The sequence below is a fragment of the Mycolicibacterium xanthum genome, from assembly GCF_019710635.1.
GTDB lineage: Bacteria > Actinomycetota > Actinomycetes > Mycobacteriales > Mycobacteriaceae > Mycobacterium > Mycobacterium xanthum.
In genome coordinates this window covers 17,863-32,710 of record NZ_JAIFZS010000053.1, presented here as the reverse complement: position 1 = coordinate 32,710, position 14,848 = coordinate 17,863, and the positions used below count along the sequence as shown (strand labels likewise).

Genomic DNA, 14,848 nt, shown 5'->3' with positions numbered 1-14,848 from the left:
TCAGCCACGCCGCCGGGGCGGGATCCGCACCGCCACCGAGGATTCGTCGTCGGGCCGATAGAACATGTCGATGACCCTGCCGGGGGTGAACCACCCCAGTGAGTTCTCCGGGATCAGCGTGGTCTCGCGCGCGGCGAATTGCCCCCCTTCGGGCCTGCTCACCATGACGTCGAGTTCCACCTCGCGACAGTCCGCGCGGGCGGCACCGGTTAGCCGGACGGCGACGACCACGCCGCGCGAGCGCACCACGGCGCGGGTCGGGGCGAGCAGGACCGCCGCCGATCCGGCGATCAGGAAGCTGACGAACACCAGGGGGAGCACGCTGGACATACTTCGAGGCTCGGCGAGCGGGCGGGCTACCGAACCCAACTTCTATCGGGCTACCGAACCCGACTTCTATTCTGTTGCGATGAGGGCGGGCCCGGAGTCGGCGGTGGCGGTGCGGCAGCCACGCCGCGCGGTGATCGAACGGGCCTGGCGCGCCATCGGTCCCGGTGTCGAGGTGCTCAGCGCCGCCGACGGCGGCCCGCTCAGCCGTACGGTCAAGCGCATCGTCGATCCGCTGGTGCTGCGGCTACGGGTCAACGCGCGGTTCTCGGCGCCGTTGGTGACCGCCGACGTCGCGGTGCAGATCCACGACGTCATCGTCGGGCAGAGCGGTCCGCTGCGGGCCACCGCCGGATGGTTCGAGTTGCTCAAACGCGAACGCCGCCGACAGCGCATCACCACCGGGAACGCCCAGGAACTGTATTTCCCGGTCTGTTTCGAGCTGGCCGTGCTCCATGGCGCGCCGGGCCGGCATGCCCGCGAGACCGCCGCCCGGGTGCTCGCGGAGCTGCACTCCGATCGTGACCGTACGGCGACCGAAACGCTCAACGACTACATCGACGACGCCGGCGTCGTCGCCGGGTTGGCCGCCCAGCGTGACCGCTCCTGGCGCGACGTGCGCAGCGGCGGCGAGATCACCGGGCCGTTCCTGGCCGGGCTGACAACCGTTCTGGGCCGTGCGGACGGTCACAACGCCAGGGCGGCACGCGGGCGGGTGTGGTCGGCGCTGGTCGCCGATCCCACGCCGTACAACCTCGGTGCCCAGGCACACACCGACGGGGCGGAGCTGCCGTGGTCGATCGCCGATCTGGGCCTGAGCGGGGCTGACCGGCAGCGCCCCCCGGAGATCACCGGTGCCGACGGCGAGCGTCCGCTGGACCGCAGTGTGGTCGACCGGGTCCGCGCGACCCTGCGCCGGGCGATGGCCCGCGACGAGCTGCCCACCGTGGCGCTGCTGTGCGCCGAAGAGGTCGACCGCGCCTGCGCGCCGTGGGGTCTGCTGGCCGAGGACAAGCAGGCGACGTTGGTCGCCGGCGTCGAGGTCGCGCTCGACCTGGCCCCGCTGGACGAATCGGCACCGGCCCGCCACGATCTGTCGGCCAGGATCCAGGCCCGGCTGCGTAAGGAGGCCTATGTGCTGCATGCGCGGCGCCACCTGGCCGACGGCGCCGCTCTGCATCCGCGCCAGCGGCAGGTCGTCGACGAACTCGCCGTGTTCCGCAGGCCGTATCTGAGCCGGCTCTGGGCCCGGCTGCACGGTCGCGATGTGTGGCAGGAGCCGTGCACCGATGTCGACGACGTGTTGAGCCTGCTCGACGGTGTAGCGCGTTCGGTCAGCCTCGATCACCGGCAGCGGATCAAGGCGATGCTCGGCGACGGGGGCCCGCGATGAGACTGGTGGCCGAGTCGGGTCTGTGGAGCACCGGGGAGGTCCCCGAGCCGGCGCCGCTCACGGCGGTTCTCGAGGTTGCCGGCGCGGTGCTGTCGTGGACGGTCGACGACGGGTCGGGATCGGCGCACATCGCCTTCACCGCCGCCGAGCGGGCGGACTGGTTGTGGCGCCTCGCGGGCGAGAACGGGCACGACGCGATCGTGACCGCGCTGACCGCCCGCGCGCCCGAAGGCGAACTCGAGGTTCCCGGTGTCACCCTCGACACCGCCGCGCTGAACCGATTGCGGCACCTCGCCATCGGCCACTGGCTGCGCCGCTGGTGGCCGGCCAGTCGGCGCGACGGTATCGCCGATCTCGACGCCGCGCTGCTCGACGCCGAGCTCGCGCTGCTCACGGCCGGGGCGCAGGAGTACTTCACCGACGACACCCTGGACTCCGACATCTCCGGGCTGCTGCGTCCACACGCGGACCTGCTCGCCGGGCTGAGCCGGCTGGGCGATCCGCGGATCGCGGAGCTGGCCCGCGCGTGTACCGCGCTGGCCGAGGACACCGGCGTGCCACCACCCGATCGCCCACCGGTGGTGGCACGCCGCGACGACTACGCGCTGGCGGCCGGATCCGACGGCCAGGGTGGGCCCGCTACCGCGATCGCCGCCGGCACCGGATCGGTACGCTGGGCGGCCGTGCCACCCGGGATCTTCGACTCCGCGGAGGACACCGTCGACTGGCACATCGATGCGGTCGGCGCCGAGGTGATCGCGCGCGTGCACGCCGACCTGTCCGGCGGCGCCTCACCGGCCGGCGTCGGGGTACGGCTGGCCTCCGGCGCGATCGGCGGCGCCGGTGTGCTCGACGAGACCGGGAGGGCGACGGTCGCGCTGTTCGAGGCGCACGAACCGGTCACCGAAACCATTGCCTGGAACCATGATTGGCGTGACACCGACGTGATGATCGGGGTGCCGGTACGGGAGTCGCGCGAGCACCGGGAGCGGGCCAGGGAGTTCGCGCGGTCCCGGCTGCGCACGCCTGGCGCCGACGCGTTCCTGGCCGAGGTGCTCGCCGCCGAATCGGACTATTGAGCCTGCTCGTCGCCGTCTACACCGTGCATCGAGCGGCGGATCTGCTCGAGCCGTTCGGCCGCCGCCTTCTGGCGGGCCTCGTAGGCCTCCTCGACCGATCGGCCCTCGGGGGTGTCCGCCGCGAGCTCGGTGGCGCCCATCGCGGTGCCGTAGCGGGTCTCGATCTTCTCCCGCACCGAGTCGAACGTCGGCACTCCGCTGGCGCTGTATCCGCTGTCGACCGGCGCCGGGGTGACGTCAGGTTCGGGGCTGGGTTCGTCCGGCATGAGATCACGGTACCGCCGACGGCCTACCCTGCGGCCGTAACGGCGGCCACCGGCGTGACGCCGACCGGCAGCCCCACGTGCGGGACATCCGGGGTGTCCAGCGCGCCGGCCAGCCACGGCAGCGCCGCGGTGAAGGCCTGCGACGCGAACGGCCAGTCGTGGTTGCCCGGCTGTGCGACGACCGCGCAATCGATGCCGGCGGGCCGGCCCTGCGCACACAGCGTGCGCGCGGCGACGGTCTGCTCGTTGGGGGGTGCCGAGCTTGTGGTGAAGTTGACGTCGAACCACCCCGCGGTGTCGCGGTAGGGCCCGTGCCGGGCGATCACCTGGGTGGGGTCGAACGACGCGTAGGCCACGGCGTTGCCGCCGAAGAGACGGTCGATGGTCTGCCGGCGGTTCCCGGCGTTCGGAACGAGATCGCCGGCGATGTCTTCGAAGGCGCTGAACATGTCGGGGTGCATGACGGCCAGGTCCAGCGCGCAGGTGCCGCCCATCGACCAGCCGACCACGCCCCAGTTCGCCGCGTTCGCGCTGACCCCGTACCGGGACTCGATGAACGGCACGACATCCTCGGTGAGATGGTTGGCGGAGTTGCCCCGGCTGCCGTTGACGCACTCGGTGTCGTTGTTGAACGTGCCACCGGGATCGACGAACACCAGCACCGGCGCGTAGCCGTGATGGGCGGCGGCGAACCTGTCGATCGTGTTGATCGCCCCGCCGGCGCGCATCCAGTCCGCCGGGGTGTTGATGTCTCCGCCGATCATCATCACCGTCGGCAGCGCCGGCGGTGGGCCGCTCTCATACCAGGCGGGCGGCAGGTAGACGTATTCCCGGCGGTGGGCGAAACCCGAAGCGGTGTCCGGGATGTCGACCGCGATCACGCTGCCGCGGGGCGGCAGCACGTGGCGCTTCTGCATGGCGGCGATGGTGACCTGATCGGTCTGATCGGGCAGCGGCCCCGCAGTGACCTGGGTCCAGACCGATGCGGCGGTGGGGAAGTAGCCGGTCCACAGGTTCAGCCCCAGGGCGGCGGCCAGCACCGACAGTGGAACCGCCAGCACCGACGCGCACCTGCGCCACCATGGAGCGGATGCCCAGCCGGACACCAACACCCCGACGGCCATCCCGGACAGTGCGATCCACAGCCACAGGGTGTGGGGTGCGGGGTTGGTGTCGTCGGCCAGGTCGGCCGACCGGATGTAGCCGTAGGTCGCTGCGGCCAGCGCGGCGCCGACGAGTGCCGACCACGGCAGCCACACGGTGCGCCAGCGCCGGTTGCGCCAGCCGATCGCGGTGACCAACGCTACGGCGGCGAGGACCTGGACCAGGACGGGCAGCCATCCGTGTGTCAGAAGCAGGGGGTCGTGCAGGACAAACGGCAGTGTCACAGAACCAGACTGGGCGCCGTTCCTTGGAGCCTGCTGTGGTGTGGCTGTCGAGCGGGTGCGGGCTCAGCGCGGCTTGGCCAGCGGGAACGGCAACGTCTCGCGGATGCTGCGCCCGGTGATGAGCATCACCACCCGGTCCACCCCCATGCCGAGCCCACCGGTCGGCGGCATCGCATACTCCATCGCCTGCAGGAAATCCTCGTCGAGCTCCATGGCCTCCGGATCCCCGCCGGCAGCCAGCAGCGACTGCTCCTGCAGCCGGCGCCGCTGCTCGACGGGATCGGTCAGCTCGCTGTAGGCGGTGCCCAGCTCCACCCCCCAGGCGACCAGATCCCAGCGCTCGGCGATGCCCGGGATGCTGCGGTGCGGCCGGGCCAGCGGGGACACCGAGGTGGGGAAATCCTTGTAGAAAGTCGGCTCTTCGGTGCGTTCCTCGACGAGACGCTCGTAGAGTTCCAGCACCACCGCGCCGGCGTCCCAGTGCGTCAGGTAGGGGATCTTGGCGGCGTCGCACAACCGCCGCAGCGTCGCCAGGTCGGTGCCGGGGCCGATCTGTTCACCGAGGGCCTCGGACACCGCGCCGTGCACGGTCTTGACCGTCCAGTCGCCGGAGATGTCGACCGGCTCGAGAGCGTTGTCGGGGCCCGGCCGCATGAAGACCTGGGAGCCGTTGGCCGCCTCGGCGGCGTTCTGGATCAGCTCGCGGCAGCCGTCGATCCACACGTTGTAGTCGGCATGTGCCTGATAGGCCTCCAGCAGGGTGAACTCCGGATTGTGGCTGAAGTCCACGCCCTCGTTGCGAAATGCGCGGCCCAGCTCGAAAACCCGTTCCACCCCGCCGACACAGAGCCGCTTGAGGTACAGCTCCGGCGCGATACGCAGGTACAGGTCGAGATCGTAGGCGTTGATGTGGGTCAGGAACGGTCGGGCGTTGGCACCTCCGTGGATCTGCTGCAGGATCGGCGTCTCGACCTCCAGGAAGCCCTTGCCGACGAGGGTCTCCCGGATCGCGTGCAGGACCCCGCTGCGGGCCTTGATCAGGTCACGGGCCTCGGCGTTGATCGCGAGGTCGACATAGCGCGCCCGGACCCGGGCCTCCTGGTCGGTCAGGCCCTTCCATTTGTCGGGCAGCGGCCGCAGACACTTGCCGATCAATCGCCATCGGGACACCAGCACCGACCACGCGCCCGACCGGCCGTGGCCCATGGCGCCGGTCACCTCGATCAGGTCCCCGAGGTCGATGCTGCCGGTGAACTCGGCGGTGGTGGCCTCGGTCAGATGCGAATTGTCCAGCAGCAGTTGGGTTTCCCCGGACCAGTCGCGCAGCTGGGCGAACAGCACACCGCCGTAGTCGCGCATCCGCAGCACCCGGCCGGCGACCGTGACCGGCGTGCCCTCGTCGGCGGCGAGGGCCTGGGCGACGGTGTGGCTCGGCGGGCTGCCGACCGGGTAGGCATCGACACCCCGCCGTTGCAGCGCCGCGAGTTTGGCCATCCGCACCCGGACCTGCTCGGGCAACCGGCGCGCTCCGTCTGCGGGCAGATCGTCGACCAGCCGGTCGATGTCGGGTGCGGTCCCGTCGCTGTGCAGCACGCCCGTCGCGACCAGCGGTCCCGGCGCCGCGATGTGATGCCCGGTGTGCGGCTGGTCGTGGCGCCGGGAAAACGGCAGCACCAGAAAGCCTTCGGCGATCACCGAGGCGACACCGACACGCGGCACCAGCCTGGCGTCCTCGTAGCACGCGTAACGCGGCACCCACTGCGGCTGGTATTTCATGTTCGAGCGGTACAACGTCTCCAGCTGCCACCACCGCGAGAAGAACACCAGGATCCAGCGCCACAGCCGGGCGACCGGCCCGGCGCCGAGCTGGGATCCCTGTTCGAACGCCGAGCGGAACATCGCGAAGTTCAGCGAGATGCGGGTCACGCCGATGTCCTCGGACCGCAGGCACAGCTCGCTGACCATCAGCTCGATGGTGCCGTTGGGCGACTGCGGGGAGCGCCGCATCAGGTCCAGCGACACCCCGTTGGTGCCCCACGGGACCAGCGAGAGCATCGCCACCACCCGCTCGTCCTGTACCGCCTCGACGAGCAGGCAGTCCCCGTCGGCGGGATCGCCGAGCCGGCCCAGCGCCATCGAGAACCCGCGTTCGTCCTCGGTGTCGCGCCACCGGTCGGCCCGCTCGACCACCCGTGCCATCTCCTCGGCGGACAGATCGCGGTGCCTGCGCATCCGCACTCCCACCCCGGCGCGCCGCGCGCGGGTCACCGCCTGGCGCACGGCGCGCATGTCCGGACCCGAGAGCCGGAAGTCGTCGGTGTACAGGATCGCCTCGTCGCCGAGTTGCAGTGCGTTGAGCCCGGCCTCGCGGAACGCCTGCGCGCCGGTCGAGCTCGCGCCCATCACCCCGGGGGCCCATCCGTAGGTCTGGCACAGCTCGAGCCACGCATCGATCGCCTGGGGCCAGGCCTTCTGGTCGCCGATCGGGTCGCCGCTGGCCAGGCACACACCCACTTCGACCCGGTAGGTGACGGCCGCGCGGCCGTCACCGGCGAACACCACCGCCTTGTCGCGACGGGTGGCGAAGTAGCCCAGCGAGTCGTTCTTGCCGTACAGCTCGAGCAGGCCCCGGATCGCGGACTCGTCCTCGCCGGTCAGCGCGTTCTCGGCGCGCTGGGACTGGAACAACACCACCGCCGTGACCATCAGGGCGAGCGCACCGAACAGGCCGAGTGCGGCGTTGACCAGCACGTGCGGATAGCCGCTGAACGCGTCGGCGTCGGCGCCGGCGAACGCACCGACCCGGTTCAGCGCGTACCAGAACCGGTCCTCCCGGGCCAGCGTGCCCGGGAACAGCTCGACCAGACCCCAGCCGATCAGCGTGCCGACCGCCAACCCGGCCACCAGCACCGCGGCCGCCTTGAACAGCGCGCCCCGGCGCACCTTGGCCCAGAACTCCTTGCGGGCCAGCAGCAGGAACACGATCGCGGCCAGGTGGAACCCAAGCCCGATGACCTCGCCGATCTCCTCGACCCAGGATTCGCCGCCGGTGAGCAGGTCACCGATGTTCCACCCGACGCCGGCGACCATGTACCCGAACAGGATCCACCAGGCGATGCGCTTGCGGGCGGCCAGCGCGGCGGCCAGCAGGGCGAGCACGAACGCCCACGCGAAGCTGGTGTCGGGGAAGTTGAAGATGTAGTCGTTGACGAACTCGCGCGGGACCCTGATGGCCCACCGGATCAGCGGCGAGATACTGGCCACCAGCGACAGCGTCGCGATGATGCCGACGGTCCACCCGGCGGCCGCGGGCACCCACCGGTACGGGGACGTCGGGCGTGCCCGCACCGGGCGCGTAGCGGTCATACGCCGGGAGAATATTCGCTCGGTGGGGGAAAGTGGCGCTACCAGACCGGGCCGGTGTATTTCTCGCCCGGACCGTGCCCCGGGTCGTCGGGCACCGCGCTGGCCTCGCGGAATGCCAGCTGCAGGGTCTTGAGCCCGTCGCGCACCGGCCCGGCGTGCGGGCCCAGGTACTCCGCGGATGCCGTCACCAGGCCGGCCAGCGCGGTGATCAGCCGCCGGGCCTCGTCGAGATCGCGGTGCGGGCTGTCGTCGGGATCCTCGGACGACAGCCCGAGTTTCTCGGCCGCCGCGCTCATCATCATGACCGCGGCCCGGGTGATGACCTCGACGGCGGGAACCTCGGCCAACTCGCGCACGTTGGGTTCGGCGGTGTTAGGAACATCGGTCATGCCTGCTAGACTGGCATGCGCGACCGTCCCGGCAACGCCCGGGACAGCAAGTGGAGTCCCACTCCCACCGCTGACCGACGATCGAGTCGAAGGTACAGCGGTCCGGTCACAGACATCACCGATGTCTGTCCTGGTCGGCGATGGGCCCTGCTGTGAGCAGGGCTTTTCTGTTCTTGGCGGAACGGAGGCGCCGGCGGCGGAGGGGCTCCTCAGGACAACATAGGAGGCCCCATCAGCACTGAGACCCGCGTCAACGAGCGCATCCGCGTACCTGAAGTCCGCCTGATCGGACCGGGCGGTGAACAGGTAGGCATCGTGCGCATCGAAGATGCCCTCCGCGTCGCCGCGGACGCCGATCTCGATCTCGTCGAAGTCGCCCCCAACGCCAGGCCTCCGGTCTGCAAGATCATGGACTACGGCAAGTACAAGTACGAGACGGCCCAGAAAGCGCGCGAGTCTCGCAAGAACCAGCAGCAGACCGTCGTCAAGGAACAGAAGCTGCGACCCAAGATCGACGACCACGACTACGAGACCAAGAAGGGCCACGTGGTCCGCTTCCTCGAAGCGGGGTCGAAGGTCAAGGTGACCATCATGTTCCGCGGGCGCGAGCAGTCGCGGCCCGAACTGGGTTACCGACTCCTGCAACGCCTGGGCGCCGACGTCGCCGAGTACGGCTTCGTCGAGACGTCCGCCAAGCAGGACGGTCGCAACATGACGATGGTGCTGGCCCCGCACCGCGGCGCGAAGACTCGCGCCAAGGCGGCGCACGATGCAGACACCCCGTCGGCTCCGCGCGGAACCGCGCAGGCTGACGAAGCACAGACCGATTCACCACAGAACTGAGGAAACATGCCCAAGGCGAAGACCCACAGCGGCGCTTCGAAGCGGTTCCGCCGCACCGGAACCGGCAAGATCGTGCGTCAGAAGGCGAACCGTCGCCACCTGCTCGAGCACAAGCCGACCTCGCGCACCCGCCGCCTCGACGGGCGCACCGCGGTGGCCGCGAACGACACCAAGCGCGTCGCGAAGATGCTCAACGGCTAGGCGCCGGCACTCAACTCGAACTGACCTGACCAAGATAGGAAGACACTCATGGCACGCGTGAAGCGCGCGGTCAACGCGCAGAAGAAACGGCGCACCGTACTGAAGGCATCCAAGGGCTACCGGGGCCAGCGGTCCCGGCTGTACCGCAAGGCCAAGGAACAGCAGCTGCATTCGTTGACCTACGCCTACCGGGACCGGCGCGCCCGCAAGGGCGAGTTCCGCAAGTTGTGGATCTCGCGGATCAATGCGGCGGCCCGGGCCAACGACATCACCTACAACCGGCTGATCCAGGGCCTCAAGGCCGCGGGCGTCGACGTCGATCGCAAGAACCTCGCCGAGATCGCGATCAGCGACCCGGCCGCCTTCACCGCGCTGGTGGAGGTCGCCAAGGGCGCCCTGCCCGACGACGTGAACGCTCCGTCGGGCGAGGCTGCCTGACGCTCACCGAGCGCTCTGCCCGGGTGGCGGCGGCGGTCAAACTACACCGCCACGTCGGGCGCCGCCGCGCCGCACGCTTCCTCGCCGAGGGCCCCAATCTCGTCGAGGCAGCGTTGCGGCGCGGACTCGTTTCCGAGGTCTTCGCCACCGAATCCGCCGCCGACCGGTTCGCCGGGCTGCTGGCCGGCGCACCCGTACACCTGGTCACCGAGCGCGCGGCCAAGGCGCTGTCCGACACCGTCTCGCCGGTGGGTCTGGTGGCGGTGTGTGCGGTACCCGAGACGGGGCTCGACGATGTGCTGGCCGCGCAGCCGACGCTGCTGGCCGTGCCGGTGGGCATCGCCGAACCGGGGAACGCCGGCACGATCATCCGGGTCGCCGACGCGATGGGGGCCGACGCGGTGGTGCTCGCCGGAACGAGCGTCGATCCCTACAACGGCAAGTGTCTGCGCGCATCGGCGGGCAGCATCTTCTCGATCCCGGTGGTCAGCGACCCCGATGCCGTGTCGGTCGTCGGCAGGGTGCGTGATGCCGGGCTGCAGGTGCTGGCCACGGTGCTCGACGGCGAGCTCAGCCTCGAGGACGCGGAGCTGGCCGGACCGACGGCGTGGCTGTTCGGCCCCGAGGCACACGGCCTTCCACCGGAGGTCGTCGCACTGGCATCCGCCGGTGTGCGGATCCCGATGGCCGGTGGTGCCGAGAGCCTCAACATCGCCGCGGCCGCCGCGATCTGTCTGTATCAGAGCGCCCGCGCGCTTGCTCGCCGCGACCACCGCTGACGGGGGCCCCTGCCCCGGAGGGCTTCAGCCCGCGATCGGCGCGGCGCGCGTGCATTCTGCGTCGATACAAATCTGGCGGACTCTGTAACGTCCGTTGTTCGACGGGATCGGGGGTTCGGTGCCTTCCTACGACTACGTCATCGCCGGTGCCGGATCGGCCGGGTGCGTGCCGGCCAACCGGCTCTCCGCCGATCCCGGCGTATCGGTGCTGCTCGTCGAGGCCGGTGGCCCGGACCGCCATCCGATGTTCCACGTGCCCAAGGGCTCCGGGCTGCTGATGGAGAACGAAAAGTACGTGTGGCGGTATGCCACGACACCATTCGGACCCAAGCAACGCCCCGAATTCTGGACCCGCGGGAAGGTGATCGGGGGCTCCAGCTCGATCAACGGGATGGTGTACAACCGCGGCAACCGTGCCGACTACGACGAGTTGGAACGGCTCGGCAACCACGGGTGGGGCTGGGACGACATCCTGCCGATCTACACCGCGTTCGAGGACCACGAGTTCGGGCCGACCCCGACGCGCGGCACCGGAGGCCCACTGCACGTCTCGGTGGCCGCCGAGCAGGACCGCCTCTGCGGGTAGATCGTCACTTCCGGCACCCGGATCGGGCTGCGCGAGGTCACCGATGTCAACGAGACCGACGACCCGCGTATCGGTTTCACGCCGGCCACCATCCGGCGGGGTAGACGGGTGAGTGCCGCGGACGCGTTCCTCAAACCGGCCCGCAGGCGGCCCAACCTGGAGGTCCGCACCGGCACCACGGTGACGCGGGTGATCGTCGAGAACGATCGCCCGGTAGGGGTCGAGCTCGCGACGCGCGGGGGGAGCGACCGCACAGGTCCGCGCCGACCGGGAGGTGCTGCAGCGCGCGGGTGTGCCGGTTCTGCTCCATCGCGAGCACGTCGGCAGGCGGATGCGCGAAAACCGTTGCTTCGCAATGAAGTTCCGGCTCAACGCCGATCTCGGGTACAACCGGCAGCTCGCTACCGGCTGGGGGCAGGCGAGGACGGCGGCGCGCTACCTGGCGGCCCGGAGGGGCTCACTGGCCACCCCCACCTTCGACGTGCTGGCGTTCGTCAAATCCACGCCGTCCGCCGACCGGGTCGACGGGCAGTTGTTGCTGGGGCCCTTCACCATCCCGGCTTACCAGGAGGGCGAACCCGTCTCGATCGAGCGGGCGCCCGGGCTGTCGTGTCTGGGCTTCGCGCTGCGTCCGACCTCGGAAGGTTCGGTGGCGATGACATCGGCGAACCCGGGTGCACCGCCGCTGCTGGAGCCCAATTATCCGGCCAGCGAGCACGACCGGACCACGACGGCGAACGTGATGCGCCGCACGCGGGAGTTGTTCGCGCAGTCGCCGATCGCCGACCGGATCGATCACGAGACGTTCCCCGGTCCCGGTGCCCGGAGTGACGATGAACTGCTCGACTCGGCACTCGACGGCGGATACACCGGATACCACGCCATCGGCAGCTGCGCGATGGGTCCCGCCGACGACGACGTGGTCGACAGCCGGCTGCGGGTCAGGGGGGTGGACGCGCTGCGTGTCGTGGACTGCTCGGCGATGCCGATCATGATGGCGGGCAACCTGAACGGTCCCGTGATGGCGATGGCGGCCCGGGCCGCGGAGTTCATCCGCGAAGATCGGTGAGATTGAGCCCGTCGGCTTCGCGCGAAAGACGTTACCGGAGTGGTGGATGGGTTCGGCCAGAAAGCGTCCGAACTACCCCCGCCGGATGCTCCTACCTGATGAACGCAGCCATCGGGGTTGTGATCACCGAACAAGGAGCACATCATGAGCACCACCCGCGCTAAACGTCTCATCACCACCACCGTCCGCGTCGCCGTCGCCGCCGCGGCCGCCCCGGCAGTGCTGTTCGTCGGGGCCGGAATCTCTCACGCTCTGCCCGTCGACTACCTGCCGGCTGCACCCATATGCGCCGACTGCGTGGGCTTCAACCCGCAGCCGGATCCGCCCGGGTATCCGTCCGACCACCTGCCGATCAACAACAAGCCCGAGTACGGCGGCCCCGACAGCGTTCCGTCGCCAAGGCGGTGACACCCGGCCGCACGTCGCTCGAACTGACGCGCGTCGAGGTCAGCGAACCAGTCTGGACATGGGACTGGCGGTCAGTGATGGCTGCCAGTCCCGTTGCGCGCGTGAGCATCGACGAGTGCCACGCCGACTTTCGACGTCGGTTCCCGGTGTCTGAAAGCGCGAGAAATCTCGGGGCGAAAAGTGTCCGAGATGCCGGGGACGACGACTCCTACCCATGAGCGCGGCCGATCGCGCGCCGCGACGACCACACCGAAGGAGCACATCATGAACACAACACCATCGGGACCGCAGTCGGCCCGGCAAACAGCTGTGAACCAGGTCAAGCGGTTGGCGATGACAGGGCTCGTCGCGGGGGCTCTGGGCCTGGCCAGCGTGGGTCTGGGCGCGGGCATCGCAAATGCCGGCGGCCCCTATCAGTGGTGCCCGGGAGACGATCCCCTGGGATTCGGCGCCGGATTCGACACCCCCGCGGACGCCAGACCCAATTGGGATTGGAACATCTGCCATACCTATCACTACGTCAACCACGGGCAGGGCAATGTTTCACCCACGGTCTGGGATGGCGAGAATCCCCCACCCCCGTACCCCTGGCAGCCCCCGAATGTGTGCTGGGCCCTGTTCATTCCGCGCCCGTGCTGATGGAAGTTGTGCTGCCGCGACGTGTCGCGAGGCCGCCCTGCGGTGCTGTGCTGGATGCGGGCAATCGACGCCCGGCCATCGCCGAGATCCGCGGGGCGGCACTCACCGCCACAGCCTGCGCGATGGGCCTAGGCAAATCGGCGTGAGTGCTGAACACTAGACATGTCATGGAAGTTCGATCATGACCGCACTACCCGATCACGGGGACACGTCAGGCCGGTCCGACGCGGAACTGGCGGGTGCGGCCGCGGCCGGCGACCGATCGGCCTTCGCCGCAATCTACGACCGCTACGCCGATCGGCTGTTCGACTTCTGCGTGGGGATGCTCCGCGACCGCGACGGCGCTGCCGACTGCGTGCAGGACGCGTTCTGCATCGCAGTCACCCGGCTCTCGCAACTTCGCGAACCCGACAAACTCCGCCCGTGGCTGTACGCGATCGCCCGCAACGAAGCATTGCGCCGCCTCCGGGAACGCCGCCGCGAAACCCCTTCCGCTGAAATGCCTGAAACACTGTCTGAAGATCCTGGTCCGGACGCCCTGGCCGCACGCAGCGAACTCACCGATCTGATCGCCGAGGCCTCGGGCGGGCTCTCCGATCGCGACCGCTCGGTCCTCGAATTGACCTACCGCCACGGACTGGACGGACCCGAGCTCGCCGATGCGCTGGGCGTGACCCCGGCCAACGCCAACAAGATGCTTTCGCGCCTGCGGAAGACGTTCGAGCTGTCGCTCGGCGCTCTGCTGGTGTCCCGGCGGGTGTTCAACAAGCCTGATGAATGCCCCGCGCTGGCCGGGATCCTCGACGACTGGGATGGGCGCTTCAGCGTTCTGATGCGCAAGCGCGTCGCCCGGCACATCGAATCGTGCCCGACCTGCGATGAGCACCGGCAACGACTCGTCAGTCCCGCCGGGCTGCTCGCGGGTGCGCCGGTGTTCATTCCGGCGCCGTCATGGCTGCGCGAACGCACCCTCAGCGACGTCCGTCTCGAGGCCGTCGCCCCTCCGATCGACGTGGTGACTGTTGCGGAACACGCCGGGGGCGCGTCGGGGGCCGGCAACGATGCCCCGCCGGGCCCGACCGGTGGCGGGCGCCGCAGGAGCGTGATCGTGGTGGCCGCGTTGTTCTTCGCCGCGCTGATCGCGTCCGTCGGGCTCACGCTCGTCTGGTCCCAACACCACGGGGTGTCGATCTTTCCGACCGAGGTGGGTGACACCGTGCCGGCCGGCCCGAGCGGAGTGCCCAAGTCCGGGTACTACCCGAGCAGTTCGACCGACACCCCGACCACTGTCGCGGAGACGACGACGCCCGGCGCCGTCCGATCCCCCGACCCGGTCACCACGCCAGCTCCGCCCCCGCCGCCACCGGTCGTCGAGCCGACCCCGGCCGCGACGATGACGGTCGCTCCGCCTGTTCCACCGCCGCTCCAGCCGTCGATTCCGCCGCCGGCCACGGAGCCCCCGTCGGTCCGTACCTCCGAACCACCGCCGGAGACCACAGCCGAGCGCACACCCACCACGACCGCGGCGCGTACGTCGAGCAGGACCCAGCCGAACACCGGCAGCAGGACCTCCGGCGGCAGCAATTCGGGCGGCAGTTCCGGCGGTGGCGACTCGGGCAGCAGGAGTTCCGGCAGCAGCGGGTCCGGGAGCAGAGGGTGAGGATGCGCACGCGGATT

14 protein-coding genes and 1 pseudogene are annotated in these 14,848 nt (G+C 70.0%); 10 read left to right on the top strand and 5 right to left on the bottom strand.

Annotation, left to right across the window (positions count from 1 at the left end; all coding sequences use genetic code 11):
* The gene (locus JDV09_RS19790) at positions 1 to 330 is read right to left on the bottom strand and encodes a hypothetical protein (RefSeq protein WP_221370839.1); all 330 of its coding nucleotides are present in this window, start codon (positions 328 to 330) and stop codon (positions 1 to 3) included.
* Between the two features lie 79 nt (positions 331 to 409).
* Here JDV09_RS19790 and JDV09_RS19785 point away from each other — a divergent pair, with 79 nt between their 5' ends.
* Together JDV09_RS19785 and JDV09_RS19780 are read left to right on the top strand one after the other, a co-directional pair.
* On the top strand, positions 410 to 1,720 hold the full coding sequence (locus JDV09_RS19785; protein ID WP_221370838.1) for a hypothetical protein: 1,311 nt from the start codon (positions 410 to 412) through the stop codon (positions 1,718 to 1,720).
* Entirely contained in the window at positions 1,717 to 2,799 is a 1,083-nt protein-coding gene (locus JDV09_RS19780; protein ID WP_221370837.1) for a hypothetical protein, read from the top strand. The genes JDV09_RS19785 and JDV09_RS19780 overlap by 4 nt, the downstream gene beginning before the upstream one ends.
* On the opposite strand, the gene JDV09_RS19775 is transcribed toward JDV09_RS19780, so the two are convergent.
* From JDV09_RS19775 to JDV09_RS19760, 4 genes are all read right to left on the bottom strand, one after another.
* Positions 2,793 to 3,065 carry a PspA/IM30 family protein gene (locus JDV09_RS19775; RefSeq protein ID WP_221370836.1) on the bottom strand — a complete coding sequence of 91 codons (273 nt, stop codon included), beginning with the start codon at positions 3,063 to 3,065 and terminating at the stop codon, positions 2,793 to 2,795. The genes JDV09_RS19780 and JDV09_RS19775 overlap by 7 nt on opposite strands.
* Before the next feature lie 23 nt (positions 3,066 to 3,088).
* Complete coding sequence (locus JDV09_RS19770) at positions 3,089 to 4,453, bottom strand: alpha/beta hydrolase (RefSeq protein WP_221370835.1); 1,365 nt, start codon at positions 4,451 to 4,453, stop codon at positions 3,089 to 3,091.
* 63 nt (positions 4,454 to 4,516) lie between these two features.
* On the bottom strand, positions 4,517 to 7,819 hold the full coding sequence (gene lysX, locus JDV09_RS19765; RefSeq protein ID WP_221370834.1) for a bifunctional lysylphosphatidylglycerol synthetase/lysine--tRNA ligase LysX: 3,303 nt from the start codon (positions 7,817 to 7,819) through the stop codon (positions 4,517 to 4,519).
* 38 nt (positions 7,820 to 7,857) lie between these two features.
* Positions 7,858 to 8,208, bottom strand: a complete 351-nt coding sequence (locus JDV09_RS19760) for a DUF1844 domain-containing protein (RefSeq protein WP_221370833.1) — start codon at positions 8,206 to 8,208, stop codon at positions 7,858 to 7,860.
* Positions 8,209 to 8,439: 231 nt separating this feature from the next.
* On the opposite strand from JDV09_RS19760, the gene infC reads away from it, so the two are divergent.
* The 8 genes and pseudogenes from infC to JDV09_RS26965 all read left to right on the top strand — a co-directional run bounded on the left by infC (position 8,440) and on the right by JDV09_RS26965 (position 14,831).
* Positions 8,440 to 9,051 carry a translation initiation factor IF-3 gene (gene infC, locus JDV09_RS19755; protein ID WP_221370873.1) on the top strand — a complete coding sequence of 204 codons (612 nt, stop codon included), beginning with the start codon at positions 8,440 to 8,442 and terminating at the stop codon, positions 9,049 to 9,051.
* Positions 9,052 to 9,057: 6 nt separating this feature from the next.
* Positions 9,058 to 9,252 (top strand): 50S ribosomal protein L35, encoded by a 195-nt coding sequence (gene rpmI / locus JDV09_RS19750; RefSeq protein WP_221370832.1) that lies wholly within the window; start codon positions 9,058 to 9,060, stop codon positions 9,250 to 9,252.
* Positions 9,253 to 9,300: 48 nt separating this feature from the next.
* Entirely contained in the window at positions 9,301 to 9,690 is a 390-nt protein-coding gene (gene rplT, locus JDV09_RS19745) for a 50S ribosomal protein L20 (protein WP_221370831.1), read from the top strand.
* Between the two features lie 23 nt (positions 9,691 to 9,713).
* Positions 9,714 to 10,469 carry a TrmH family RNA methyltransferase gene (locus JDV09_RS19740; protein ID WP_221370830.1) on the top strand — a complete coding sequence of 252 codons (756 nt, stop codon included), beginning with the start codon at positions 9,714 to 9,716 and terminating at the stop codon, positions 10,467 to 10,469.
* Between the two features lie 118 nt (positions 10,470 to 10,587).
* Positions 10,588 to 12,124: pseudogene (locus JDV09_RS27535) on the top strand (GMC family oxidoreductase).
* A gap of 144 nt (positions 12,125 to 12,268) precedes the next feature.
* On the top strand, positions 12,269 to 12,532 hold the full coding sequence (locus tag JDV09_RS19730; protein WP_221370829.1) for a hypothetical protein: 264 nt from the start codon (positions 12,269 to 12,271) through the stop codon (positions 12,530 to 12,532).
* 264 nt (positions 12,533 to 12,796) lie between these two features.
* Complete coding sequence (locus JDV09_RS19725) at positions 12,797 to 13,171, top strand: hypothetical protein (RefSeq protein WP_255605674.1); 375 nt, start codon at positions 12,797 to 12,799, stop codon at positions 13,169 to 13,171.
* A gap of 181 nt (positions 13,172 to 13,352) precedes the next feature.
* Complete coding sequence (locus JDV09_RS26965; RefSeq protein WP_255605673.1) at positions 13,353 to 14,831, top strand: RNA polymerase sigma factor; 1,479 nt, start codon at positions 13,353 to 13,355, stop codon at positions 14,829 to 14,831.
* The last annotated feature ends 17 nt before the right edge of the window (positions 14,832 to 14,848 follow it).

Excerpts from the sequence above, each read along its gene's own strand:
- lysX (WP_221370834.1), bottom strand. The coding sequence starts at position 7,819 with ATGACCGCTACGCGCCCGGTGCGGGCACGCCCGACGTCCCCGTACCGG.
- JDV09_RS19775 (WP_221370836.1), bottom strand. The coding sequence starts at position 3,065 with ATGCCGGACGAACCCAGCCCCGAACCTGACGTCACCCCGGCGCCGGTC.
- rpmI (WP_221370832.1), top strand. The coding sequence starts at position 9,058 with ATGCCCAAGGCGAAGACCCACAGCGGCGCTTCGAAGCGGTTCCGCCGC.
- JDV09_RS19790 (WP_221370839.1), bottom strand. The coding sequence starts at position 330 with ATGTCCAGCGTGCTCCCCCTGGTGTTCGTCAGCTTCCTGATCGCCGGA.
- JDV09_RS19780 (WP_221370837.1), top strand. The coding sequence starts at position 1,717 with ATGAGACTGGTGGCCGAGTCGGGTCTGTGGAGCACCGGGGAGGTCCCC.
- JDV09_RS19725 (WP_255605674.1), top strand. The coding sequence starts at position 12,797 with ATGAACACAACACCATCGGGACCGCAGTCGGCCCGGCAAACAGCTGTG.
- JDV09_RS19760 (WP_221370833.1), bottom strand. The coding sequence starts at position 8,208 with ATGACCGATGTTCCTAACACCGCCGAACCCAACGTGCGCGAGTTGGCC.
- JDV09_RS19785 (WP_221370838.1), top strand. The coding sequence starts at position 410 with ATGAGGGCGGGCCCGGAGTCGGCGGTGGCGGTGCGGCAGCCACGCCGC.
- rplT (WP_221370831.1), top strand. The coding sequence starts at position 9,301 with ATGGCACGCGTGAAGCGCGCGGTCAACGCGCAGAAGAAACGGCGCACC.
- JDV09_RS19730 (WP_221370829.1), top strand. The coding sequence starts at position 12,269 with ATGAGCACCACCCGCGCTAAACGTCTCATCACCACCACCGTCCGCGTC.
- JDV09_RS26965 (WP_255605673.1), top strand. The coding sequence starts at position 13,353 with ATGACCGCACTACCCGATCACGGGGACACGTCAGGCCGGTCCGACGCG.